At 57.6% G+C, this 22,590-nt stretch carries 17 protein-coding genes; 9 read left to right on the top strand and 8 right to left on the bottom strand.

The features are described from left to right. Positions 1-36: 36 nt before the first annotated feature. The 4 genes from MRBLMR1_RS28745 to MRBLMR1_RS28730 all read right to left on the bottom strand — a co-directional run bounded on the left by MRBLMR1_RS28745 (position 37) and on the right by MRBLMR1_RS28730 (position 7,065). Positions 37-1,098, bottom strand: coding sequence for a class I SAM-dependent methyltransferase (locus MRBLMR1_RS28745; RefSeq protein ID WP_148143783.1), 1,062 nt, complete (start codon positions 1,096-1,098; stop codon positions 37-39). A 168-nt stretch (positions 1,099-1,266) separates the two neighbouring features. Next, entirely contained in the window at positions 1,267-4,692 is a 3,426-nt protein-coding gene (locus tag MRBLMR1_RS28740; RefSeq protein WP_148143784.1) for an error-prone DNA polymerase, read from the bottom strand. Further along, positions 4,689-6,176: a Y-family DNA polymerase gene (locus MRBLMR1_RS28735; protein WP_500067077.1), complete on the bottom strand. Its 1,488-nt coding sequence runs from the start codon at positions 6,174-6,176 to the stop codon at positions 4,689-4,691. The genes MRBLMR1_RS28740 and MRBLMR1_RS28735 overlap by 4 nt, the downstream gene beginning before the upstream one ends. After that, the gene (locus MRBLMR1_RS28730) at positions 6,148-7,065 is read right to left on the bottom strand and encodes an ImuA family protein (RefSeq protein ID WP_500067066.1); all 918 of its coding nucleotides are present in this window, start codon (positions 7,063-7,065) and stop codon (positions 6,148-6,150) included. The genes MRBLMR1_RS28735 and MRBLMR1_RS28730 overlap by 29 nt, the downstream gene beginning before the upstream one ends. 172 nt (positions 7,066-7,237) lie before the next feature. Between MRBLMR1_RS28730 and MRBLMR1_RS28725 the strand changes: the two genes are divergently transcribed. Further along, the gene (locus MRBLMR1_RS28725) at positions 7,238-7,675 is read left to right on the top strand and encodes a metallopeptidase family protein (RefSeq protein WP_148143786.1); all 438 of its coding nucleotides are present in this window, start codon (positions 7,238-7,240) and stop codon (positions 7,673-7,675) included. An 11-nt stretch (positions 7,676-7,686) separates the two neighbouring features. On the opposite strand, the gene MRBLMR1_RS28720 is transcribed toward MRBLMR1_RS28725, so the two are convergent. Together MRBLMR1_RS28720 and MRBLMR1_RS28715 are read right to left on the bottom strand one after the other, a co-directional pair. Continuing rightward, the gene (locus MRBLMR1_RS28720; RefSeq protein WP_148143787.1) at positions 7,687-7,893 is read right to left on the bottom strand and encodes a DUF1737 domain-containing protein; all 207 of its coding nucleotides are present in this window, start codon (positions 7,891-7,893) and stop codon (positions 7,687-7,689) included. Further along, entirely contained in the window at positions 7,890-8,783 is an 894-nt protein-coding gene (locus MRBLMR1_RS28715) for an HpcH/HpaI aldolase/citrate lyase family protein (protein WP_183686867.1), read from the bottom strand. The genes MRBLMR1_RS28720 and MRBLMR1_RS28715 overlap by 4 nt, the downstream gene beginning before the upstream one ends. A 106-nt stretch (positions 8,784-8,889) precedes the next feature. Between MRBLMR1_RS28715 and MRBLMR1_RS28710 the strand changes: the two genes are divergently transcribed. From MRBLMR1_RS28710 to leuB, 3 genes are all read left to right on the top strand, one after another. Beyond that, the gene (locus MRBLMR1_RS28710; protein WP_148143789.1) at positions 8,890-9,117 is read left to right on the top strand and encodes a hypothetical protein; all 228 of its coding nucleotides are present in this window, start codon (positions 8,890-8,892) and stop codon (positions 9,115-9,117) included. A 122-nt stretch (positions 9,118-9,239) separates the two neighbouring features. Further along, positions 9,240-9,845: a 3-isopropylmalate dehydratase small subunit gene (gene leuD, locus MRBLMR1_RS28705; protein ID WP_148143790.1), complete on the top strand. Its 606-nt coding sequence runs from the start codon at positions 9,240-9,242 to the stop codon at positions 9,843-9,845. A gap of 108 nt (positions 9,846-9,953) precedes the next feature. Continuing rightward, entirely contained in the window at positions 9,954-11,063 is a 1,110-nt protein-coding gene (gene leuB, locus MRBLMR1_RS28700) for a 3-isopropylmalate dehydrogenase (RefSeq protein WP_183686864.1), read from the top strand. Positions 11,064-11,128: 65 nt separating this feature from the next. Here the strand turns inward: leuB and MRBLMR1_RS28695 are convergent, their stop codons facing one another. Further along, the gene (locus MRBLMR1_RS28695; protein ID WP_183686862.1) at positions 11,129-12,826 is read right to left on the bottom strand and encodes an MFS transporter; all 1,698 of its coding nucleotides are present in this window, start codon (positions 12,824-12,826) and stop codon (positions 11,129-11,131) included. A gap of 119 nt (positions 12,827-12,945) precedes the next feature. Between MRBLMR1_RS28695 and MRBLMR1_RS28690 the strand changes: the two genes are divergently transcribed. From MRBLMR1_RS28690 to MRBLMR1_RS28680, 3 genes are all read left to right on the top strand, one after another. Then, complete coding sequence (locus tag MRBLMR1_RS28690; RefSeq protein ID WP_148143792.1) at positions 12,946-13,185, top strand: hypothetical protein; 240 nt, start codon at positions 12,946-12,948, stop codon at positions 13,183-13,185. A gap of 111 nt (positions 13,186-13,296) precedes the next feature. Further along, the gene (locus MRBLMR1_RS28685; RefSeq protein ID WP_148143793.1) at positions 13,297-14,331 is read left to right on the top strand and encodes an aspartate-semialdehyde dehydrogenase; all 1,035 of its coding nucleotides are present in this window, start codon (positions 13,297-13,299) and stop codon (positions 14,329-14,331) included. Positions 14,332-14,518: 187 nt separating this feature from the next. Beyond that, positions 14,519-15,328, top strand: a complete 810-nt coding sequence (locus tag MRBLMR1_RS28680) for a lytic murein transglycosylase (RefSeq protein WP_148143794.1) — start codon at positions 14,519-14,521, stop codon at positions 15,326-15,328. A gap of 3 nt (positions 15,329-15,331) precedes the next feature. Here MRBLMR1_RS28680 and MRBLMR1_RS28675 read toward each other — a convergent pair whose 3' ends face one another. Then, positions 15,332-16,015: a carbonic anhydrase gene (locus MRBLMR1_RS28675; protein ID WP_148143795.1), complete on the bottom strand. Its 684-nt coding sequence runs from the start codon at positions 16,013-16,015 to the stop codon at positions 15,332-15,334. Positions 16,016-16,312: 297 nt separating this feature from the next. Here MRBLMR1_RS28675 and MRBLMR1_RS28670 point away from each other — a divergent pair, with 297 nt between their 5' ends. Together MRBLMR1_RS28670 and MRBLMR1_RS28665 are read left to right on the top strand one after the other, a co-directional pair. Continuing rightward, complete coding sequence (locus tag MRBLMR1_RS28670) at positions 16,313-21,073, top strand: NAD-glutamate dehydrogenase (RefSeq protein WP_183686860.1); 4,761 nt, start codon at positions 16,313-16,315, stop codon at positions 21,071-21,073. A gap of 115 nt (positions 21,074-21,188) precedes the next feature. Continuing rightward, entirely contained in the window at positions 21,189-22,589 is a 1,401-nt protein-coding gene (locus MRBLMR1_RS28665; RefSeq protein WP_148143797.1) for an MFS transporter, read from the top strand. Position 22,590 lies beyond the last annotated feature (1 nt).

Below are 22,590 nucleotides of genomic sequence, written 5' to 3'. Positions count from 1 at the left end.
CCCGATATTACATGAGTTTGCAACAGCGAACAGAGCTCACGCTCTTACCTCAAATACCATGTTGAAGGGCGTTTCCGTTGCTCGCTGGAAATGCGTAAATCCGGCATCGAGCACAACCCTGCGAAGCCGTAACTCGCCGGCCTGGGCGCCAAGCCCGAGTCCGACCTCCTGTGAAAGCGAGGCCGGCGTGCAGATCATCGCTGACGCTCCATAATACACACGACCCACCGGATTGAGATTGTCCTTGAGATGATCATGCGCGAAGGGTTCAACGATCATCCATGTTCCGCCCGTCGCAAGTGTTTCCCTGACATGCCGCCCTGCACCGACCGGATCTCCCATGTCGTGAAGGCAGTCGAACATCGCAATGAGGTCATAGTCACGACCCGGGAAAGCAGCAGCGGATGACTCCTCGAAAGTTACCCGTTCCGCCACTCCTGCACTCTCGGCGGTCGCTCTTGCCCTCTCGATCGATGGTCCATGGTAGTCGAACCCGATGAACCGCGAGGCCGGATATGCCTGCGCCATCAGAATGGTCGATGCGCCGTGGCCGCATCCGATGTCCGCAACACTGGCCCCAGCCTTGAGTTTTGCCTCTACGCCATCGAGAGCTGGGATCCAGTCGGCAACGAGGTAGCTGTTGTAACCGGGACGGAAAAACCGTTCAGTCCCTCGGAAGAGGCAATTGCTGTGCTCATGCCAACCGACCCCCTTACCCGTTCGAAACGCGTCGGCAATCTTCGGTTCATCCATCCACATGGATTGAACGACTTCGAACGCTCCGACGAAAAAGGCAGGGCTATTTTCTTCGGCGAAAACCATGGCCTGTTCAGGCGATAGGCTGAAGCGATCCGTTCGCTCGTCGTAGCAGATATAGTCGGCAGCAGCCTGGGCACTTAGCCACTCCCTCAGATATCGCTCCTTCACACCTGTTTTAGCCGCCAGTTCAGCCGCCTGGACAGGCTCACCATCCGCCATTGCCCTGAAAATACCCACGTGGTCACCCAGCACGACCAGCGCTCCCGTCACGGCTGCACCGACATCACCAACAAGGCGGCTGACCAATGTGTCGAGTTTCTGCATATCCGGTTCACGCATCGAAGCCTCCCAGTTGCAAAGCGCCCACTTAAATTAGCACATCAACACATATAAATCCAATCAAACGCAGTCCATTCAGACTGCTCGACACGTCTTCGAAAAAGGATTCTGGATCGGCCCTTTATTTTCCAAGATCTGTTACGTTGAGGAATGCGGCAATGAGAGAATTTAATGAAAATTTCGCCCTTTAGGCATGACTTGCGCCGGATCGGTCCCTTGTGGATCTATGGGATCGGAAATCTGATTAAGGGGCAAGCCAATGGAATGCGCCTTGGGTCTCCACGATCCACCGCCGGACTTGATAGCCTCATCGGATCTTGGGTCTCTAAAATGTCTGGCTTCCTTCTGCAGCAGGCCCAGCATCGGCGTCATATCCTCGATATGCTCGACGACCGTATGAATGACCCCGCTCTGGCTTTGCAGCCTCCCCCGGATCTTCACCAATCGTGCGCCCATGACAACGGAACGATATTTTTCAAAAGTCTTCGGCCAGACAATCGCATTGGCAACACCCGTTTCATCTTCGAGCGTTATGAAGATTACGCCTTTTGCCGATCCGGGGCGCTGTCTCACCAACACGATGCCGCCGATCGTTACCCGCTGGCCATTTCGGATGTTGAGAAGATCAACGCTTGGCACAATGCCCATAGAGCGGAATTCCTCGCGCAGGAAGGAGACCGGATGAGCTTTGAGGGAAAGTGACAGATGACGATAATCTTCGATCACCTCTTCTCCCGGTAGCATCAAGGGCAAGTGAGCCTGAGGCTCCGGTCGAAGATCCGCAGGCCCGGCTATCTCAAACAAGTTAGAATTGTTGAGAGCGGCTTTCACATCCAGCCCCCTCACCGCCCATAATGCCTGACGGCGGCTCAAGCCGATCGAACCGAAACCATCGGCATCGGCAAGCCGCTCAAGGCTGGCCTTATCCAGTCCGGACCGGAGCCAGAGGTCATGAACGCTCCGGTAACCCTCATCGCGATTGGTAGTGAGCTTGTCGCGCATGTCATCTTCGCTCAAACCTTTGACCTGGCGAAAGCCAAGCCTTATTCCGTAGCGGGTCTTGATGACATCCCGCATGCTTGCATGACGCAGGTTTACCCTGGCCGGATCAAATGGTACCGCTTCCAGAGTGCAGTCCCATTCCGAGTGATTGATATCGACCGGAAAAACGCTCACGCCATGTTCACGCGCATCCCGGATCAGCTGCGCCGGGGCATAGAAGCCCATGGGCTGTGAATTCAGCAAAGCTGCACAGAAGACATCCGGATAATAGGTCTTGATCCACGAAGATGCATAGACGAGGAGAGCGAAGGATGCTGCATGACTTTCCGGAAATCCGTATTCGGCAAACCCCTTGATTTGCTCAAAGCACTGCTTCGCGAACTCCTCCCTGTAATCGTTTTTTCGCATGCCCGCGATAAAATCGCGTTCGAATTCACTGACACGTCCCGAACGTTTGAAGGTCGCCATTGATCGACGTAGCTGGTCAGCCTTCTCCGGCGGAAAACCGGCTGCCTTGATGGCGATTTGCATAGCCTGTTCCTGAAAGAGCGGCACGCCCAGCGTCCGTTCTAGAACCTCTTTCAACTCAGGTCGCTCATAGGGGATTTCTTTGCCGGCATTCCTCATCTCTCGGCGCTTCAGGTAAGGATGAACCATGTTACCCTGAATAGGACCGGGTCGAACGATCGCAACCTCGACGACAAGATCGTAGAATTTTTCGGGCCTGAGCCTGGGCAGCATGCTCATCTGCGCCCGGCTTTCGATCTGAAAGACACCGATCGTATCGGCCCTGCAGATCATTCGGTAAACATTTGGATCTTCGCCTTTTTGCAGAAGGCCCGCCAACGTTTCTTCACGATCGTAATGGTACTGCAAAAGCTCGAAAGCTTTTTTCAAACAGGTCAGCATGCCCAGTGCCAAGACATCGATCTTCAGAAGCTTCAGCGTATCGAGATCGTCCTTATCCCATTCGATCATGTAGCGGCCCGGCATTGCCGTTTTCATGATCGGCACCACCTCGTCGAGCCTGTCGCGGGTAATGAGAAAACCGCCGACATGCTGGGTCAGATGTCGCGGGAAGCCCATCAGTTCCCGTGCATGGGCAATGACCTTCTTCGTCAGGGGATCTTTGACATCGAGACCGGCTACCTTGGCGTCCCGCTCCGATAGCCCGTCCTCCGACCAGCCCCAGACCGTACTCGAAAGTGAGGCCTGAACATCTTCCGACAATCCGAAGGCCTTGGCGACCTCGCGGCCGGCCATTCTGGTCCGGTAACTCGTCACCGCAGCAGTCAGCCCGGCATGACGATAACCGTAATGGCTGTAGATATACTGGATGACCTCTTCGCGCCGACCATGCTCGAAGTCGACATCGATATCCGGCGGCTCGTTCCGCTCGGTTGAAATGAAGCGTTCAAAAAGCAGGGAAGTGATAGTCGGGTCAACTTCCGTGATCTCCAGACAGTAACAGACCGTGGAATTGGCGGCAGACCCCCGCCCCTGACACAGGATTTTCAGCTCATATCGAGCATGCCACACGATATGGCGGACAGTCAGGAAATAGGGCTCGTATTTCATCTCCTTGATGAGATCGAGCTCGTAACGAATCTGCCCGGAAACCTTTTCCGGTATCTTCTGCCCGTAACGGCGCGTTGCGCCCTCCCATGTCAGCCGCTCGAGCGTTTCCGAAACGGTTTCTCCCGGCACGCTTTCGTCAGGATAATTATGCTCCAGTGCCTTGAGTGAGAAACTAAGCTGGCCGAAAAATATAGCTGTGTTCTCCACCGCATCCGGATAGGCATGGAAGAGCCGCGCCATCTCGTATGCCGGCTTGAGATGCCGATCTCCATGCGGAGCAAGCCGAAAGCCCGCTTCCTGTATCGTCACATGATGACGAATTGCGGTCACCACATCCGCCAACGAGCGCCGATAGGGCAGGCTAAAGATCGGGAGGTTTGTCGCAATCAGCGGCACGCGGTTTTGCCGCGCGATCCGGGAAAAGGCAGCAAAAACGAAGGGATCGCGCCCGTCATAGGTTGGCGACAAAGCAAGGTAGATATTCTTGCGGAATCTTTTCCGATACGAACCAAGCCGCTCATCGAGATCCGCCAGATAGACCTTGTCTTCGGCGCGGGAAAAATCCGGCACGACCGCCAGCATCATCTCGTCACACCATTCCAGAAGATCCCATTCTTCCAGAATGCAGGCCCCCTTCTGCGCTCTCAGATTGCCGGTACTGAGGAGCCGGCAAAGATTGGCCCAGCCCTTCCGGTTCTTCGGATAGGCAAGAATATCCGGCGTAGCGTCTGCAAAACCTAGCCTGGTGCCGGGTTGAAACCGGCAGGGTTCGATGGCTTCGTCCTCAGCAACATCCCTGCCCTTTTCTTTCTGCCGCTCGAAAACTGCGGTCAGCTCCTTGAACTGGTTATAGGCTCGCACCACGCCGGCAACGGAATTGCGATCGGCAATTCCCAATCCGGAAAGGCCAAGCACGCTGGCGGACACGATCATCTCTTCAGGCCTAGCCGCCCCTTCAAGAAAGGAGAAATTCGTCTTGGCGCCGATCTCGAAAAATCTGGGTTCATCCATCATGCGAAGACCCCATGGATACGCCATGTCGGAGGCGGATCATCCCCGTAACGACCAAGCCGAAAAACCCAGAAAAGCCGTCCCAATTCGCTTTCGAGACGAAAATAATCGCGCTCCTTTGCGTTCTCGTCGTCGATCCACCATTCCGGTGAGATCCGCTCCGGCCCCTCGGCTCGGGTGACAATGTGCATCACATGCCGCCAGCGGAATTGCTGCGGCGGACCATCCGGGACAAGAGCGGCAAAAGCTTCGACCGGCTCTGGACTGCGCAAAAGCCGCAAGGGACGATCGGCCCGCGGCAGGAATTGCAGGTTTTCGCTGCACTGAGGCTGCCTTTCCAGTTCTGCAATCGCCGGAAGGAAGATTTCGGCACGTTCCGGAATGTGGCTTTGTTGATGCTGATAGACTTGGAGACAACCTGCGCCGAACCGGGCGGAAACCCTGTCGATGAAATCCGCAAGCGATGTCTCCCGCCCCTCCTCTCCTGAAAAATCCGCTTGAAGCGCATCGAAAACATCATGTTGCAACACGTTGAGGCGCAACAGTTCGAAGCCGAAACCTGCATCCAGATCGTCATGAATGGCATTGAGGCGCTCTGAAAACAGGCCGGAAATCCGCTTCGGATCTCTCAACGGGCGCGAAGCGCCTGCCGAAATCCGAAACACGCGCCCGTCGACGCGGAAGAGAACAAGTTCGAACACCTTGCCGCCGGCACCGCGATTTTCCAGGCGCAGTTTGAGAGAGGATGCAATCTCGGCTGTCATCCCGAGAATATCCTCCTCCGTCTGGATCGGCTCACCCAACCGGCGCTCGGCGGAAAGCGGCGCCACCGGGCGTCGTGGCGATATAGCTTCCTCGTTCGTTCCCAGTGCCTGATCGAGCCGCATCAGCAACTGCGCACCAAACCGGCGGGCAAGCGGCGCCCTTGGCATGGACATAAGATTTGCAACGCGTTTCAGACCAAGCTTCAAAAGTGAAGCAACCGTTTTTTCATCGAGACGAAGCGCGTGCACGGGCAAGGCGCCCAGCGCGGACGCCATACCCTCCCTTGCGATCACTCCGCCGTGCCCAAACCGGCTGATCGCGCTGGACAGGCCCGGCGTGCTCGAAATCGATCCACGCACGTCGAAACCCATCTGAAAAAGCCGGGCAAGAATATCTCGAAGCATCGCATCCTCTCCTCCGAAAAGATGGGTGCAGCCGGTAATATCGAGGAACAGCCCGTCCTTTCCGTCCAGGGCAACAAGCGGTGTGTAACGATCGCACCAATCGGCAATCGCTTCCAGAAGGGCAAAATCGGCTCTTTCATCCTCGTCGAAGACATCGATGTCTGGATACATGGCCCGCGCTTCGGCAAGCCCCTGCCCTCGTTTCAGGCTGCGTGTCCGCGCCACTTCATCGATTGCAACCAGCCGCAATGCGTTATCGCGCCTGCCGGCACAAATGATCGGAGGATGGTCAGGACGCCCTTTCGAACGCCACGACATCCCCCAGAGCTTTCGCGCGATCCTGTCGGTCGGCAGATACCGAAAGTGAAGCGCCAAGATGCGCTGGCAACTTGTGGAAAGAAGATTTGCCTCGATCTCGGGCAAGATGAAATTGGCGGTCATGAAGGTTCCACTCCAGACGAAAGCTGAGAGGGGCCGGATTTCGGCTCTTCTCCAGGGTGATGTTGAAAACTGGATGCCCGATGCTGCCGCCAAGCATGCTGCCATCCGGGAGGGGTCGCTCCAGAGCCGGAGCCGGCTCGACAAGGAGACGCACGGAAGCACTGCTGGCCTCCTCCTTCCCTGCATGCCGCAGCAGGAAAAGCGGCCGCCCTGCCGCCTTTGCCCGGAGACTGAGCCTTCGGCTTTCAGCCAAGCCAAAGGATTTGGGATTTGCATGAACTTCAAGGATCGTCGCTATAAACGCCTTGCTTTCAAGCGCGCCTTCCGCAAGCCACAGGGCATCCTCCAGCCTGCGAGGCGATGCATGAAATATCGTCCGGGAATCGATGCCGAACTGCCTGATGCCTCCAGCATAAGGAATACCCATTTCGCCAGCGGTAAACCCGTCAGCAATCCATAACATCGGACCTGTAGCGGCCTTGCGCGCCTTCATCAGCCCGACAAGCGAAAGGGAAAAGCCGGTTGCCGCGCCAGCATCGGAAAATGATCCGGAACGGATTTCGGTAATGCAATCGAGCGGCAGACCGCCGCTCAATGCATCATCGAGAGCCGCGATATCGAAGGACAATTTCTCTTCACCACCCGATCGGGCGGCAAAATTCTCCATCTTCGCCGCCGCCATTGCCGGCAGGCTTCTGCCTTCCAATCTGGCGATCTGTTCGCGCAGGGCAAATAGCTTCTCCTGCGCCGCGGCTGCATGGGCCATGGCGTCAGCTCTCCGTCCTAAATGTTCACTTTATGTTCTTATAGATTCCAAAGCTCGGCAGGAGAGTCAATCATCACCGGAGAGGAATCTTTTCCTCATTTGCTATAGCGATGATTCTTATCTCGAAAAAAAGGATCATCGGCCTTATATGTCTCTCACAAAGGGAGAACCAATGGCTCGCATTGACCAAACCGACGACTGGCAGGATCGCCATGCGCCAACGATAAGCACGTTCGAGTCGCTTGCGATCGATGCCTATGGTCATCTTCCGGAAGAATTCAGGGCCCTCACCACCAATCTCACCATTGAGATCGAAGATTTCCCGGATGATGACGTTTTCGAGGACATGGCGCTTGAAACGCCGTTCGATCTGCTTGGCCTTTTCGAAGGGCGTGGAATTTCCGAACGGTTTACCGTGGAAACGGGAGAACTTCCGAACCGGATCCGGCTATACCGCCGCCCGATCCTGGACTACTGGGCTGAAAACGAGGAAACCCTGGGCGACATCATCACCCATGTCCTGATCCATGAAATCGGCCACCATTTCGGTCTGAGCGACGAGGACATGGAGCGGATCGAAGCCAGCGCCGAGAATGCGGCCCAGCGCTGACCAGCGGCATCTTATTGTTCGCCGAGCTTTATATCCGGATGATAATCCTTGCCCTCTACGGTCTTCGTCACCGCCTGACCGCACTGCATGATTCCGGTTGCAGCGTTGAAGGCATAGGTCGGCGAACCGTAAAGTTCCCATCCCTTGTTCAGGGCGGCCGTCACCTTATGGCAGAATGAGGCATCGTCCGGAGCAGTCAGCAGTCGATAAAGTTTCATTGGGACTTCTTTCTTGCAAAAATCATGGCGGCCTGCGCCAGAAGTGTCTTAGCCTCCTCGAAGTGAAGGCGCTCGATCATTTTTCCATCAAGGTTGATAACGTTGAGGCCTTGTGCCTCCGGCCGTTCGAAAGCCGAAACGATCGCCTCTGCTTGAGCGACGGATTGCGGGTCCGGTCCGAAATGACGGTTAGCAATATCGACCTGCGCCGGATGAATGAGCATTTTTCCTGAAAAGCCCATTGCCCTGCCCTGCGCACATTCGGCGGCAAATCCGGCATCGTCCCTGAAATCGTTGAACACGCTGTCGATTACATCGACGCCATGAGCACGGCCGGCAAGCACGATCTGCATCAGCCATGGCACCAGATAGGCCCGCCCCGGCTGCGCCGGAACCCCGGTCTCCTTGCGCAGGTCATTCGAGCCGACCACAAGGCATTCAGGGCCGTTTTCCGCCGCTGCAATCGAAGCTGCATTGAGAACACCTTTCGGCGTCTCGATCATCGCCCACAAGGCGATCGCTCTCTCCGGAGCAAACCGGGCAAGCATATCGGCAACCGCAGCGATTTCGTCGATATGTTCGACCTTGGGAAGAGCAACAGCGTCCGGCAGGATCTGTGCGACCAGTTTCAGATCGTCCTCCCCGAACCCGCTTTCGAGCGGATTGATGCGGATGATCCACTCCTGAAGCGACGAGGCCTGCTGCGAAAAGGCATTCGCAAGATTGTCGCGCGCTTCCGCCTTTTTCTCGGACGCAACCGAATCTTCGAGGTCGTAAATCACGCCGTCGCAATCAAGTCCCGGCGCTTTTTCCAAGGCACGCTTGTTGTCGGCAGGAACGCTGAGAAGCGAACGGCGAACCGGCGCAATATGATTTTTCAAGAACTTCATCGCCTTCTTTTGCCAATATTTCGAGATCTCGGCAATCAAACCCGGACGAACCTCTTGCAAGCCGGGATGACAAGGCCCACATTTTCACACGAAGAAAGGTTTGGACATGCAAAACATTCGGTCCTTTTTCATTATCATCACGGCCATCGCCCTGCTCGCCGCAGCGGCTCTTTTGACGGCATCGCTGACGATTGCATTCATGGGAACGCTTGCCATTCTTTCCATCGGAAAGATGCTTTCGAGCAAGCTGAAACCCGTGCCGGTTCGCGCCAAGAACAAGCAGAGTGACATGCGCGTCTGGAACGACGGTCGCGGTACCATCATCGACATGTAAGCCCTGAAACCAGCCGGATCACGACCGCCATCAGGCGGCGTACCGATTGGTACTGAATCGGACTTCAAATTCTCCCGAAAATACTTTATGGCAGCGCTATAAAGTCTTCGTGGAGGCCGATCATGGAAAAATTCGAAAAGCTGACGGGCGTTGCCGCCCCCCTTCCGGTTGTCAATGTCGACACCGACATGATCATTCCGAAGGACTATCTCAAGACGATCAAGCGCACCGGCCTCGGAAAGGGCCTGTTCGCCGAAGCGCGTTATCGCGAAGACGGTTCCGAGAACCCCGATTTCGTCTTGAACAAGCCGGCCTACCGAGATGCCAAGATCATCGTTGCTGGCGATAATTTCGGCTGCGGCTCTTCACGCGAACACGCTCCCTGGGCATTGCTGGATTTCGGCATCCGCTGCGTGATCTCCACCAGCTTCGCCGACATTTTTTACAATAACTGTTTCAAGAACGGCATCCTGCCGATCGTCGTCAGCCCCGAAGATCTGGAAAAGCTGATGGATGACGCAGAGCGTGGCTCGAATGCCATCCTGACAGTCGATCTAGAAGCTCAGGAAATCACCGGCCCGGATGGCGGCCGTCTTCATTTCGATATCGACGCCGGTCGTCGCCAGATCCTTCTTGAAGGACTGGATGACATTGCCTCGACGCTGAAAAGCGATGCTGCAATCGCGAGCTTCGAGACGAAGAACCGCAGCGATCGTCCTTGGCTCTAATGGATAAGGCCCCTTGTCCTGCGGCAGGCTCGGATAAGGGGATTTCAAGGCGCAGCAATGCTGCGTGAGGGATTGTGAGCCTGCAGAACCTGCAAGGACAGCAGACGAATGGCAAAGAACCTCTTCCTTCTTCCCGGTGACGGTATCGGCCCTGAAGCCATGGGCGAAGTGCGCAAGATCATCGCCTATATGAATGATGCGATGAAGGCCGATTTCTCGCTCGACGAAGGCCTTGTCGGCGGTAGCGCCTATGATGCACACGGTGTTGCTATTTCCGAAGAGGACATGGCCAAGGCAATGGCGGCGGATGCCGTTCTGTTCGGTGCCGTCGGTGGCCCGAAATGGGATGCGGTTCCTTATGAAGTTCGTCCGGAAGCCGGCCTCCTGCGCCTGCGCAAGGATATGGAGCTTTTCGCCAACCTGCGCCCGGCAATTTGCTACCCGGCACTGGCCTCCGCTTCATCGCTGAAGCCGGAACTCGTCGAAGGCCTCGACATCCTCATCGTTCGCGAGCTGACCGGCGGCGTTTATTTCGGTGAGCCGAAAGAAATCATCGATCTCGGCAACGGCCAGAAACGCGGCATCGACACCCAGATTTACGACACTTACGAGATCGAACGTATCGCCGGTGTTGCCTTCGAGCTTGCCCGCACGCGCAAGAATACCGTTTGCTCGATGGAAAAGCGCAATGTCATGAAGTCCGGCGTTCTGTGGAATCAGGTCGTGACCGAAACCCACAAGCGCTCCTATTCGGACGTCAAGCTGGAGCATATGCTGGCCGATGCCGGCGGCATGCAGCTCGTGCGCGCGCCAAAACAGTTTGACGTCATCGTCACTGACAATCTCTTCGGCGACATGCTGTCGGATGTGGCCGCCATGCTGACCGGCTCGCTCGGCATGCTGCCTTCCGCCTCGCTTGGTGCAGCGGATGCCAAGACCGGCCAGCGCAAAGCCATGTATGAACCCGTGCACGGTTCGGCACCGGACATCGCCGGAAAGGGAATCGCCAACCCGATCGCGATGATCGCCTCCTTCGCCATGTGCCTGCGTTATTCGTTCAACATGATTGCGGAAGCCGATCACCTCGAAAAGGCAATCGCCACGGTGCTCGACAAGGGTATCCGCACCGGCGATATCATGGCGGAAGGTTGCCGCCAGGTCGGTACGTCAGAAATGGGCGATGCCATTCTCAAGGAATTCCAGGCTCTTTCTGCCTGAACGGGCGAAATACAACTGGAAAGGGCCCGGCACATCGTGCCGGGCCCTTTTTTTGTCTGGTGGCCTCAATTCGCGAGATCGACGTCCCGTTTCTCGCGGACGAACAGGACGCCGATAACGACCGTCAAGAGCGCGAAGATAACCGGATACCAAAGACCTGCGAAGATATCGCCGGTAGAGGCGACGATCGCAAAGGAGGTGGCCGGCAGCAGGCCACCGAACCAGCCGTTACCAATGTGGTAAGGCAGTGACATGGCCGTATAGCGGATGCGGGTCGGGAAGAACTCGACAAGTGCAGCAGCGATCGGGCCGTAGACGATGGTCACGTAGATGACCATGACCGTCAGGATGGCAATCACTTTCAGCGATTGACCGTTGGCAAGTGCAGAGAAGAAGCCATCGACCTTGACCTTGGCCGGGTCATTGGCCGCCGGATAGCCGGCTGCCACCATGGCCGGGCCGAGTGCTGCAGTGAAAGCCGGAGCATCTGTAAAGACGATCGGAGCACCACCGTTGATGATGAGCTGAGCCGGCGAACCGGCAGGTGCGCTCACCTGCGTATAGCGAAAGGCCTGCTGCGACATGGTTCGGCGCATCACGTCGCAAGGCGTCGTGAAGGTGCGAATCCCGACCGGGTCGAACAGCGAGCCGCAAGTAGCGGGATCAGCCGATACCTCTGCCCTCACCGTCTCGATCGCGTTGGAATAAGTCGGATTGGCTGCCGTTGTCAGCGCGCCGAACAGCGGGAAGTAAGTGGCTGCCGCAAGAATGCAGCCCGCCAGGATGACCGGCTTGCGTCCGATCCGATCAGAAAGCGAACCGAACACCAGGAAGAAGGGGGTAGCGATAATCAGCGCCCAGGCGATCAGCACATTTGCGGTGAGAAGGTCGACCTTCAATACGGTCTGCAGGAAGAACAGTGCGTAGAACTGGCCCGTGTACCAGACGACCGCCTGACCGATCACCAGGCCGAACAGCGCGATCAGCACGATTTTACCATTGCTCCAGGTGCCGAAAGCTTCAGACAGCGGCGCCTTCGACTGGGTACCCTCTTCCTTCATCTTTTTGAACAGCGGTGATTCATGCATCTGCAGACGAATGTAGATCGAGATGATCAGCAGGATTATCGACAGGAGGAAGGGAATGCGCCATCCGCCCTGAAGGCCGAACAAGATCGGCTGCGTCGTCTGGAATGCCTCCTCACCGAGATTCATGCGCAAGGTCACGATCACGAACAGTGACAGAAGCAGGCCCAACGTGGCCGTGGTCTGGATCCAGGCGGTGTAGAAACCGCGCCTGTTGCGCGGCGAATGCTCGGCAACATAGACGACCGCGCCGCCATATTCACCACCGAGTGCCAAGCCTTGAGCCATGCGCAGGAGGACAAGAATGATGGGGGCAATGACGCCGATCTGGTCATAGCTCGGCAGAAGGCCGACGGCGAAGGTCGATAGGCCCATGATCAGGATGGTGAGAAGAAATGTGTATTTTCGGCCAACCAGGTCACCGAGACGACCGAAAACCAGGGCGCCGAACGGCCGGACCAGGAAGCCTGCGGCAAATGTCAGGAGTGCGAAAATCGCCTGCGTCGCCGGTGGGAATTGCGAGAAGAACTGCTTGCCGATAATCGCAGCCAGCGTTCCGTAAAGATAGAAATCGTACCACTCGAACACGGTACCGAGCGAGGAGGCGATGATCACCTTCCTCTCTTCGGGCGTCATCGGCTTTGTTCTGCTATCAGCCGCCGTTGCGACATTTGCCATTGTCGTCCTCCCAACAAGGTGAAACCACGCTCAACGGTAACTGCTTTGGCCTTTCCTCCTTTGCCAAAACAACCGTGACGCGATGTTCTCAGATTGACAGAAATCAGGACATCCGGTGAGTGATGCTTTGGGATTATGACTTTCGTCTAAAGAAACGACTTTCGCGCGAGGCCGCATGGTGCTCCACGCAGCTTGACTCCATTCCAAAATGTTCTAAACACATGCGCGAACGGGAAAACGCCCAAATGATCGCCTGCGACTTTGACATCGCTGCATCTTGCCTGCCGGCTGATCAAGCCGGACAGCGTTTTTTCGCTTTCTCCAAAACCATGGCCAAAACGACGACGAAAACCGTCTGACGTCTCTGGCCGCCGCTCTCTCCCCGGTAAGGCCGGGGACAAGGAATACCGTGCCAAATGGCTCGGCTTCCCCCTCACAAGACCGAGGAGAGACAGAAAGAGAGCATAGACATGGGTTTCAAGATTGCAGTCGCCGGTGCTACCGGCAATGTCGGCCGGGAAATGCTGAACATCCTGGCAGAACGCGGCTTTCCGGCTTCTGAGGTTGTTGCGCTGGCTTCTGCCCGTTCACAGGGCACCGAGGTCTCCTTCGGCGACAAGACGCTCAAGGTTTCCAACCTGGAAAACTACGATTTTTCGACGACCGACATCTGCCTGATGTCCGCCGGCGGCGATGTTTCCAAGAAGTGGTCGCCGAAGATCGGAGCGCAGGGCTGCGTCGTCATCGATAACTCGTCCGCATGGCGTTATGATGCCGAAGTGCCGCTCATCGTTCCCGAAGTAAACCCGGATGCGGTCTCTGGCTTCACCAAGAAGAACATCATCGCAAACCCGAATTGCTCGACTGCCCAGCTCGTCGTGGCACTGAAGCCGCTGCATGATTTTGCCAAGATCAAGCGCGTCGTCGTCTCCACCTACCAGTCGGTCTCCGGTGCCGGCAAGGAAGGCATGGACGAACTCTTCACCCAGACGCGCGCCGTCTTCGTCGCAGACCCGATCGAATCGAAGAAGTTCACCAAGCGCATCGCCTTCAACGTCATTCCGCATATCGATGTCTTCATGGAAGACGGATATACGAAGGAAGAGTGGAAGGTTCTCGCCGAGACCAAGAAGATGCTCGATCCGAAGATCAAGGTGACCTGCACCGCGGTCCGCGTTCCGGTCTTCATCGGCCACTCCGAATCGGTCAACATCGAGTTCGAAAACGAGATCACTGCCGATCAGGCGCGTGACATCCTGCGCGAAGCACCGGGCTGCCTCGTCATCGACAAGCATGAGAACGGCGGCTACATCACGCCGGTCGAATCCGCCGGTGAAGACGCGACCTATATCTCCCGTATCCGCGAGGATGCAACGGTTGAGAACGGCCTCAACATCTGGGTCGTCTCGGACAACCTGCGCAAGGGCGCTGCCTTAAACGCCATCCAGATCGCCGAGCTGCTGGTCAATCGCGGCCTTATCAAGCCGCGCCAGGCTGCCGCCTGAAAAATCAGAAATTGTTAAGCATATCGATATAGAAAATCCCGCCATTGGGCGGGGTTTTCTTTTTGTAAGAATGTCCTCACGAACTATTCATGCGCATTCGGCTGGTGTTTGCTTGCAACACGGAACATTTGCAACGAATAGTGGGGCAGGGATGCACCGCCGCTGAACGGCAAACACGGATTAAAGCATGAACAAGCTTCTACTCGCAGGACTGGCCTTCACCGCACTCATGATCGCAGGCCCAGCCGCTGCGCAGCAATGCGGCAATGATTCATCCGGCTTCGATCGATGGGTTCAGGACTTCAAGCGCATTGCGCCCTCTAATGGCGTAAGCCCGGCAGTGGTAGAGCGCGCCTTCGCGAACGTAAACTACAATCGCGCAACAATCAGCGCCGATCGCGGCCAGAAAAGCTTTAAGCTTTCCTTCGAGGAGTTTCTGAAGAAGCGCGGTGCCACGACCATCATCTCGCAAGGCAAGAAGATGAAGTCCGCCAATGCCTCGCTCTTCGATCGCCTTGAGCGCCGCTACGGCGTGCCGGCTGGCCCGATCATTGCAATCTGGGGCATGGAGACGGGGTTCGGCAGGTTCCTGGGCAATCAGCACACGTTGTCTGCAGTCGCGACGCTGGCCTATGATTGCCGTCGTTCCGACTTTTTCACTGAACAGCTCTACGCCGCTCTGCAGCTTGTCGCACGTGGTGATCTGAGCACCAGCGCCAAGGGCGCTGCACACGGCGAAATCGGCCAGACCCAGTTCCTTCCGCTCAACGTCATCCGTTACGGCGCAGACGGCGATGGCGACGGACATATCGACATGGTCGGCTCGCGTGCCGACGCACTTGCATCGACCGCCAACTTCCTCAAGGGTCACGGCTGGGTCGCCGGTGCTGGCTACCAGCCCGGCCAGCCGAGCTTCGTAGCCATCCAGGGCTGGAATGCCGCAACCGTTTATCAGCGCGCCATTGCTTACATGGGCGCCGAGATCGACGGCAAATAAGCGTCAGGGAGCTGGCGCCTGATCCTCTTTGGCAGGCGCTTGCTCGATTTCCAGATCGGGGCGGATGAAATCGCCCTTCTGGTTCATCACCCACAGTTCTCCGCTCGATATATCGAACCAGACGCCGTGAACCGACAGTTCACCCTTTTCCGTCAGCGCCTTGATGAACGGGAAACTCGCAAGATTGGCGATCGAATTGCGGATCGAAACCCGCTCAAGAGCCGTCTGCCGCTCCGATGCCGTCATCAGGTCATTGCTTTGGATCTGTGAGGCCGCGGGCCTGACAAGGCCAATCCACTTGCCGATGAAATCACCCGGCGAAAGCGGTTCGAGCGTCGGATCCAACGCGGCCTGAATGCCCCCGCAGCGGCCGTGGCCCATGACCACGATATCGCGGATCTTCAACACCTGGATTGCATATTCAAGAGCGGCCGAAGTGCCATGGAACTGGCTGTCCGGCTCATACGGCGGCACCATGTTGGCAATGTTGCGAACCACGAAAAGCTCACCCGGACCACAGTCGAAAATCGTTTCCGGTGCCGCACGGGAGTCACAACAGGCAATCAGCAGCGTGTGAGGCTTCTGCCCATTTTCGGCAAGAACACGGTAACGCTCGCGCTCGTCGGTGTAGCGTCCGCTCATGAAGTTGCGGTAGCCCGCAAGCAGTTTGGCTGGAAAATAGGTCATGAGGGCTACGAATATTATGCCTTTGAACCAAGATCAACGGCCCGTTACGCGCAATCCGGTTCCCCCTTCGCTTTGGCCTCATAGCCTTTTGGATTGGCCCTATTTGCATATCCTATGAGGTGTGCGGCGATGAAGGGCTATATTCATGATCACATGCTGAAAAAATCGATTTTATTGTCGTGGCAACAATTCTTTGCCAAATCCTGTCAAGATTGCTGCGCAAAACAGTGCTAACTGCTCCAATGTGGACGGATTCGCGCCGTTCTCTGCAGCATTCAGCCAGAAAAGGGAGAGATCATGGTCTGGAAGAATAGCCCCAAGCGCAGCAAGCAGATGGATGGGGCGCGGTCATTCGCGAGCAAGGCCGGCAAGGACTTTCTCGATCCAGCCATTCTGTTCGGACGCGCCAGCGACGACGATCTCGCAAGCTATACCCCGGAAATGCTCGGGATCGCCGCAGCGCATGCCGCAGCTCGCGTCAAGGCGTGGAACCGCGTCCGTGCCGATATCACCGTCACTCAGATACCGGGGGTCGAACCGGACGGAATAGCCGTCTGGGTCTTGACCGTGATCGACCGGAACATGCCGTTCCTGTTCGATTCCGTCATGGGCGAGGTGACGGCCAGCCATCGCGGCGTTGCCATGGCAGTGCATCCGATCCTCACGATCGAGCCGGGCAAGGAGCCGGTGCTGCGCAGCAATGACGAGCCAACCGACCCGGCCCATCAGGTCAGCCTCATCCAGCTGCATATCGCCCAACTGAACGAGGAGCAATCAAATCATCTGATCGAGCGCATCCGCTTCATCCTCGATCAGGTGCATCTGTCGATCACCGACTGGTCCGCCATGCTCGACACCATGGATGGCGCGGCCAAGCAACTCTTGAATGCCAAACCACGCAAGGGTGCCAATCGCGACGAGGCATTGGCCTTCCTCGACTGGCTGCGGGACGACAATTTCACCTTCCTCGGCATGCGCGAATACGTCTATTCCGGCAAGGGATCCAAGGCGACCGTGGAACGCGGCAAGGGCAGGGGTCTCGGCATTCTGTCCGATCCGGACGTCCTGGTCCTGCGCCAGGGCAAGGATCAGGTCACGACCACGCCGGAAATTCTCGAATTCCTCGACGGACCGCAATTCCTCATCGTCACCAAGGCGAATGTAAAATCCGTTGTCCATCGACGCGCCTACATGGACTATATCGGCGTCAAGCGGTTTGACGAGAACGGTCATGTCGTCGGCGAGCTGCGGATTGTCGGCCTGTTCACCGCGACCGCCTATACCCATTCTGTCCGTGAAATCCCGTTGCTGCGCGAAAAGGTCGATGACATCGACCGGCATTTCGGTTTCGATCCCTACAGCCATTCCGGCCGTATGCTAGAAAACACGCTCGAATCCTATCCGCGTGACGATCTCTTCCAGATCGATACCGATCTTCTGGCGAAATTCTGCGAACAGATCATGGAATTGAGCGAAAGGCCGCGGGTGCGCACCCTCGCCCGTATTGACCATTTCGACCGCTTCGTCTCGACGATCGTTTACGTGCCGCGTGAGGACTATAATTCGCTGGTCCGGGAAAAGGTCGGTGCCTATCTGGCGCGCGTTTTTGAAGGTCACGTATCGGCCTATTATCCCGCCTTCCCAGAAGGCGGTGTAGCGCGCGTTCACTTCATCATCGGACGCCGTGGCGGCAAGACGCCCCGCATAAGCCAGGCAAAGCTTGAGGAGGCGATCCGCCTGATCTCCACGCCTTGGGAAGAGCAGTTCTCCCTCCTGGCCGAACACGGTCCCCGGCTTTCCGTGACCAATGCGTTCCAGGAAGCCTTCACGCCGGAAGAAACCTTTGCCGACCTGCCGGACATCGCCGCCTGCGCTTCCGGCGAAACCATCCGTATCGAGTTCTACAAGCGCCCGACGGATGAAGCCAACAGCGTCTCGCTGAAGATCTTCCACGGCGACCACCACCTGTCGCTGTCGCGCCGGGTGCCGCTTCTGGAAAACCTCGGCTTCCGGGTGGTCAGCGAGCAGACTTTCGAAATCCACGTCGGTCCGGATGCTAAACTGATAGTCCTGCATGACATGGAATTGCAGCTCCGTGATGGACGCGAGATCGACCTTTCTCAGGAAGGTCCACTGCTGGAAGAGGCATTTCTTCTGGCATTCGAGGGATCGGTCGACAATGACGGCTTCAACCGTCTTGTTCTGCTTGCCGGCCTCTCGGCCCGCGAAACCACGGTTCTGCGCGCCTATGCCCGTTATCTGCGCCAAACCGGCATCGTCTACTCCCAAACCTATATCGCCGATACGCTGGTAAAATATCCCGAAGCGGCAGCGACCATCTTCAAGCTTTTCCAGGCCAGTTTCGACCCGGAACTTGCTGAAAAGGCGCGGACGAAGAAGCTGATACAGCTTCATGGCGCCATCGAGATCAGCCTTTCGGCCGTGCCCAGCCTCGACGAGGACCGCACGCTGCGGCGCTTCGTCAACGCCATCGATGCGACTTTGCGCACCAACTATTTCCAGCGTGATGAAAACGGCGCGCCGAAAAGGATGCTGGCCTTCAAGTTCGATCCCGAGCTTCTCGACGGCCTGCCGCAGCCTCGCCCCTTCCGCGAAATGTTCGCTTACGGCACCGAGGTCGAAGGCGTGCACCTGCGCTTCGGCAAGGTTGCTCGCGGCGGCCTGCGCTGGTCGGATCGTGGCGAGGATTACCGGACCGAAGTGCTTGGCTTGGTCAAGGCCCAGCAGGTGAAGAACGCCGTTATCGTGCCGGTCGGCGCCAAGGGCGGTTTCTTCCCGAAAATGCTGCCCGCCGGTGGCTCGCGTGACGACGTCTTCAATGCCGGCAAGGAAGCCTACAAGACCTATATACGCACGCTTCTGTCGATCACCGACAACATCATCGAGGGCGAGATCGTCGGACCTAAGGACACGATCCGCATCGATGGCGACGACCCCTATTTCGTTGTCGCCGCCGACAAGGGCACTGCAACCTTCTCCGACACTGCCAACGGGCTGGCGCAGGAAGCCGGCTTCTGGCTCGATGACGCATTCGCTTCCGGCGGATCGGCAGGTTACGATCACAAGAAGATGGGCATTACCGCCCGCGGCGCATGGGAAGCGGTCAAGCGGCACTTCCGTGAAATGGATGTCGATATCCAGACGACCCCGTTCAACGTTATCGGCGTCGGCGACATGTCCGGCGACGTCTTCGGCAACGGCATGCTGCTCTCGCCAAAAATCCGCCTGATCGCAGCCTTCGATCACCGCGATATCTTCATCGACCCGGATCCGGATATCCAAAAATCCTTCAAGGAACGCAGCCGAATGTTCGCCCTGCCGCGCTCCAGCTGGCAGGATTATGATCGCAGCACGCTGTCCGAAGGCGCGATGATCATTTCCCGCTCAGAAAAGTCGGTAAAGCTGACCAAGCAAGCGGCAGCGGCGATCGGGCTCGACAAGACCACGGCCACCCCGTTCGAAATCATGACGGCGATCCTTAAAAGCGAAGCCGATCTCCTCTGGTTCGGCGGCATCGGCACCTATATCCGCGCAGCCGCCGAGACGGATACGGAGGTCGGCGATCGCGCCAACGACCCCATCCGCGTCACCGCTGGAGAAGTGCGCGCTAAGGTGATCGGCGAGGGCGCCAATCTCGGTGTCACCCAGAAGGGCCGCATTGCCTATTCGCTCGCTGGCGGACGATGCAACTCCGATGCGATCGACAATTCCGCCGGCGTCAACTCCTCCGACGTCGAGGTCAATATCAAGATCGCACTCAATGCGGCCATGCAGGACGGTCGCCTACCGCGTGACAAGCGCAACAAGCTTCTGGCCTCGATGACGGACGAAGTGGCGGAACTGGTTCTCCGCAACAACTATCTCCAGCCACTGTCGATCTCGCTGATCGAACGCAGGGGCATCGGCAACCGCGAACAGCTCTCCCGCCTGATGTCCGTGCTGGAAGGGCAGGGCAAGCTCAACCGCAAGGTCGAGACCCTGCCGGACGATGCGGAACTGGCCGAGCGTTATGCGGCAGGCAAGCCGCTCTCCCGCCCGGAAATCGGCGTTCTGCTATCCTATTCGAAGATCGTACTCTTCGATGCGCTTCTCGAAAGCGTCATTCCGGACGACCCGTATTTTGCGGCGATCCTCAAGGCCTATTTCCCGGCCAAGATGCAGAAACCCTATGCCGGCGATATCGCAAACCATCGCCTGCATCGCGAAATCGTCGCAACCGCGCTTGCAAACGAAGCGGTCAACCGCGGCGGTCCCGGCTTCATCCAGATGATGAGCGACATGACCGGCGCAACCGCAGCGAATGTCGTCAAGGCGATCTTCCTGATCCGTGACGGCTTCGACCTGCCCCGCCTCTGGGCCGAGGTCGATGCGCTGGACAATCGCATCCCCGGATCGGTTCAGAACGATCTGCATGCGCAGATCAACCGCATCATCACCATCGGCACCTATCTCGCCCTACAAACGCAGATCAGCGCTTCACCGCTGACCGAGGCCGTTGCAAGGCTCAAGGCTGCGATCAAGGGCCTGCATGGCGCAATGACCGAGGAAGTGATTGCCGAAACGGCGCCGCTTGCAGCCGAACTCGAGGCTCAGGGCGCTCCTGCAAGCCTGATCGCCGAGATCCGCACGCTGTCGGCCCTCGTCATCGCTCCGGAAATCATGCTGATTGCCGACCGAACCGGCGAGAGCATGGCGCGCGCCGCCGAAAGCTATTTCGGCGTCACCAAGACCTTCCGTGTCAACCGTCTGATCGTTGCCGGTGAAAGGATCAGCACGTCGGACCATTACGAGAGCCTTGCGCTGTCGCGCGGTCTGCAACAGCTTGCCTCCGCACGGTGTGACATCGTCATCACGGCGCTCACGGAACACCGGAAGGACAAGAAGCCGGTTCAGGCCTGGATTGCCGCCGACCGCGTGCGTGTGAACCGTATAGGAGCTGAACTGATGGCACTCAGCGATAGCGGCGACCTGACCTTGCCCAAGATCTCCGTCGCGGCCGGCCTGCTTGGAGACCTCGCGCACGGTCGTCTGGCATAGAGCAATTCCAGCAAAAGTGGAAACCGGTTTTGCGTCCGGAATTGCGGTGAAATAAAGAGATAGAGTAATTTCGCTTTTCAAAGAAAGGCGGAAGTACTCCAGCGCGAGGGACTGGATGGGAGGTCACGACATCGATAAAGCGCCGGCGAAAACGAGCCGGCGCGGTATATGGGGCTGGATGCTGTTCGACTGGGCGGCGCAACCCTTCTTCACCGTTGTCACGACCTTCATCTTCGGCCCCTATTTCGTCGCGCGTCTGACCGACGACCCGATCTCGGCCCAGACGGCATGGAGCAACATGGCGACGGTCTCCTCGATCGTCATCGCCATCCTGTCGCCGGTTCTCGGTTCGATCGCCGATCAGTCCGGTGCGCGCAAGCCGTGGATCGCAAGCTTTGCCGCCGTGAAGATCGCGTGTCTGCTGATGTTGTGGTTCGCCGCACCCGGCTCCCCGCTGATCCTGCCGATCACCCTGATGGTCTTCGCCTCGATCGCGGCGGAATTCTCCATCGTCTTCAACGATTCCATGATGCCGCGCCTCGTCTCCAGGGATGAGGTCGGCAGGATTTCCAACATCGCCTGGGGTCTCGGCTATCTCGGTGGCATGATCGTGCTGATCGCCGTCGTGACGCTGCTTGCCGCAAATCCCGAAACCGGCCTGACGCTGATCGGCATCCCCCCGCTTCTCGGCCTTGATCCGGCGCTCGGCGAGGATGCCCGCATCACCGGCCCGATTGCAGCGATCTGGTATCTTGTTTTCATTCTGCCGATGTTCCTCTTCACACCTGATGCGAAAAAGGGCCTACCCCTGGCAGCCGCCGTCCGCTCCGGCTTGGCAGAGCTGCGCGGCACGCTTGGAGAGTTGCGTCGGCGTCGGGGCATCACCCGCTTCCTGATCGCCCGCATGCTCTATCAGGATGGCGTCAACGGCCTGCTCATCCTCGGCGGCGTTTTCGCCGCCGGCATGTTCGGTTGGGCGACGATCGAGATCGGCCTTTACGGCATCATCCTTAACGTCGTCGCCATCTTCGGCTGCATGGCTGCAGGTGCGCTGGACAGGGTGCTCGGCTCCAAGACCGTCGTGCTGATCAGCCTCGTCCTGTTGCTCATAGCAACGCTTGGCATCATCTCCACCAATCCGGGCAGTGTGCTGTTCGGGAGGATCCCGTTGTCGCTGGAAGACAGCCAGGGCTGGTTCGGCACCGCGGCGGAAAAGGCTTATGTCCTGTTCGGCCTGTTGATCGGCATTGCCTTCGGCCCGGTACAGGCCTCGTCGCGCTCCTATCTGGCGCGGTCGATCGAACTTGATGAAACCGGGCGCTATTTCGGCATATATGCGCTGTCTGGACGGGCGACGAGCTTTCTCGCCACCCTGTCCTTTTCCATCGTCACCTATGCCACGGGCTCGGCCCATCTCGGCATGGCAACGCTGCTGATCTTCCTCGTGACCGGCCTAGCGCAGCTGATTGCAACGCCATACCCAGCCGACAAAGCCGGAGAGACTCCGGCTAAGTAAA

Source organism: Neorhizobium sp. LMR1-1-1.1, assembly GCF_040675795.1.
Lineage (GTDB): Bacteria > Pseudomonadota > Alphaproteobacteria > Rhizobiales > Rhizobiaceae > Neorhizobium > Neorhizobium cellulosilyticum.
This window is presented reverse-complemented; position numbering and strand designations above follow the sequence as displayed.

What these genes read in the sequence shown, in the direction of transcription:
- MRBLMR1_RS28665 (WP_148143797.1), top strand. Translation starts at nt 21,189, where the DNA reads ATGGGAGGTCACGACATCGATAAAGCGCCGGCGAAAACGAGCCGGCGC.
- MRBLMR1_RS28675 (WP_148143795.1), bottom strand. Translation starts at nt 16,015, where the DNA reads ATGACCTATTTTCCAGCCAAACTGCTTGCGGGCTACCGCAACTTCATG.
- MRBLMR1_RS28715 (WP_183686867.1), bottom strand. Translation starts at nt 8,783, where the DNA reads ATGAAGTTCTTGAAAAATCATATTGCGCCGGTTCGCCGTTCGCTTCTC.
- MRBLMR1_RS28740 (WP_148143784.1), bottom strand. Translation starts at nt 4,692, where the DNA reads ATGATGGATGAACCCAGATTTTTCGAGATCGGCGCCAAGACGAATTTC.
- MRBLMR1_RS28730 (WP_500067066.1), bottom strand. Translation starts at nt 7,065, where the DNA reads ATGGCCCATGCAGCCGCGGCGCAGGAGAAGCTATTTGCCCTGCGCGAA.
- MRBLMR1_RS28670 (WP_183686860.1), top strand. Translation starts at nt 16,313, where the DNA reads ATGGTCTGGAAGAATAGCCCCAAGCGCAGCAAGCAGATGGATGGGGCG.
- MRBLMR1_RS28695 (WP_183686862.1), bottom strand. Translation starts at nt 12,826, where the DNA reads ATGGCAAATGTCGCAACGGCGGCTGATAGCAGAACAAAGCCGATGACG.
- MRBLMR1_RS28710 (WP_148143789.1), top strand. Translation starts at nt 8,890, where the DNA reads ATGCAAAACATTCGGTCCTTTTTCATTATCATCACGGCCATCGCCCTG.
- MRBLMR1_RS28685 (WP_148143793.1), top strand. Translation starts at nt 13,297, where the DNA reads ATGGGTTTCAAGATTGCAGTCGCCGGTGCTACCGGCAATGTCGGCCGG.
- MRBLMR1_RS28720 (WP_148143787.1), bottom strand. Translation starts at nt 7,893, where the DNA reads ATGAAACTTTATCGACTGCTGACTGCTCCGGACGATGCCTCATTCTGC.
- leuB (WP_183686864.1), top strand. Translation starts at nt 9,954, where the DNA reads ATGGCAAAGAACCTCTTCCTTCTTCCCGGTGACGGTATCGGCCCTGAA.
- MRBLMR1_RS28680 (WP_148143794.1), top strand. Translation starts at nt 14,519, where the DNA reads ATGAACAAGCTTCTACTCGCAGGACTGGCCTTCACCGCACTCATGATC.
- MRBLMR1_RS28735 (WP_500067077.1), bottom strand. Translation starts at nt 6,176, where the DNA reads ATGTCGTGGCGTTCGAAAGGGCGTCCTGACCATCCTCCGATCATTTGT.
- MRBLMR1_RS28745 (WP_148143783.1), bottom strand. Translation starts at nt 1,098, where the DNA reads ATGCGTGAACCGGATATGCAGAAACTCGACACATTGGTCAGCCGCCTT.
- MRBLMR1_RS28725 (WP_148143786.1), top strand. Translation starts at nt 7,238, where the DNA reads ATGGCTCGCATTGACCAAACCGACGACTGGCAGGATCGCCATGCGCCA.
- leuD (WP_148143790.1), top strand. Translation starts at nt 9,240, where the DNA reads ATGGAAAAATTCGAAAAGCTGACGGGCGTTGCCGCCCCCCTTCCGGTT.